General features: G+C 68.1%; 1 protein-coding gene and 1 pseudogene. One reads left to right on the forward strand and one right to left on the reverse strand.

The annotated features are described in order from the left end of the window. Positions 1 to 6 precede the first annotated feature (6 nt). Positions 7 to 477: a condensation domain-containing protein gene (locus tag A5701_RS29240; RefSeq protein WP_156669882.1), complete on the forward strand. Its 471-nt coding sequence runs from the start codon at positions 7 to 9 to the stop codon at positions 475 to 477. Here the strand turns inward: A5701_RS29240 and A5701_RS29245 are convergent. After that, positions 370 to 1,029, reverse strand: a pseudogene (locus A5701_RS29245) (phosphopantetheine-binding protein); the annotation flags it as partial. The gene A5701_RS29240 and the pseudogene A5701_RS29245 sit on opposite strands and share 108 nt — an antisense overlap. Positions 1,030 to 1,038: the final 9 nt, after the last annotated feature.

Below are 1,038 nucleotides of genomic sequence, written 5' to 3' on the forward strand. Positions count from 1 at the left end.
GGGGTGATGGTGAGTGCGTTGTGGGTGAGCACCACCGGCCAGTTGGTGTTGATCGTTCACCATCTGGTCGTGGATGCGGTGTCGTGGCGGATCCTGTTGGAAGACGTCAACATCGCGTGGACCCAGCACCACCACGGCCAGCCGATCGCCCTGCCCCCCGGCGGGACCTCGTTTCAGCGCTGGGCCGCGTTTCTGGACGAGCACGCCCACACCGCGGCGGTCATCGCACAGGCCGACACCTGGAACCACGTCGCGGCGACCGCGGCCGCGCTGCCCCCGCCACAGCCCGGCGACACCTACGCCAGCGCCGGGCACCTCACCGCCACCCTGGACACCGAGACCACCCGGGTGTTGCTCTCCGACGTCCCCGCGGCCTTCCACACCGGCATCCACGACCAGATGGTGAACGATCAACACCAACTGGCCGGTGGTGCTCACCCACAACGCACTCACCATCACCCCGGCGGCGGGATTTAGCCGAGACAGGGCCTGGGCCAGCACCTGATCGGTGAGCGCCTCGACGGTGTGTAGGCACTCACCGGCACCGACCGCGCCGGGGTCGGCAACGGTCAACGACCGGGCGTTGGTGTCGGCACGCAGTCTGAGCATGGGGTGGTGGTCGAGCAGCGCCTGCAGGATGGCGAGCAGGTCGGCGTGGGTGGCCCCGGTCGGGACCTGGAGCGCCATGGTTTGGTTGAACTCATCGATCGGGCCGTCAATGTCGAACAGCCAGTGCATGATCGGGGTAGGCGTGATCGGCCCGATGCCTTCGTCGACGAGTTGTTCGCGGGCCTCGGTGATCCCGGGGATGCGGGCCAGGCGGGCCACGGTCTGCTCGACGAAGATGTCGCGGGCACGGCAGGCCAGCCCCGCGGCGCGGGCGCGGGCGACCACCTGCATCGACAGGATGCTGTCGCCGCCGAGGTCGAAGAAGGAGTCGTCGATGCTGATGCGGTCGAGGCCGAGGACTTCGGTGTAGATGGTGGTCAGGAGTTCTTCGATGGGGGTGGTGGGCGCCATCTCGTTGATGGATTGCGG

The sequence above is a fragment of the Mycobacterium sp. E3305 genome, assembly GCF_001666785.1.
GTDB lineage: Bacteria > Actinomycetota > Actinomycetes > Mycobacteriales > Mycobacteriaceae > Mycobacterium.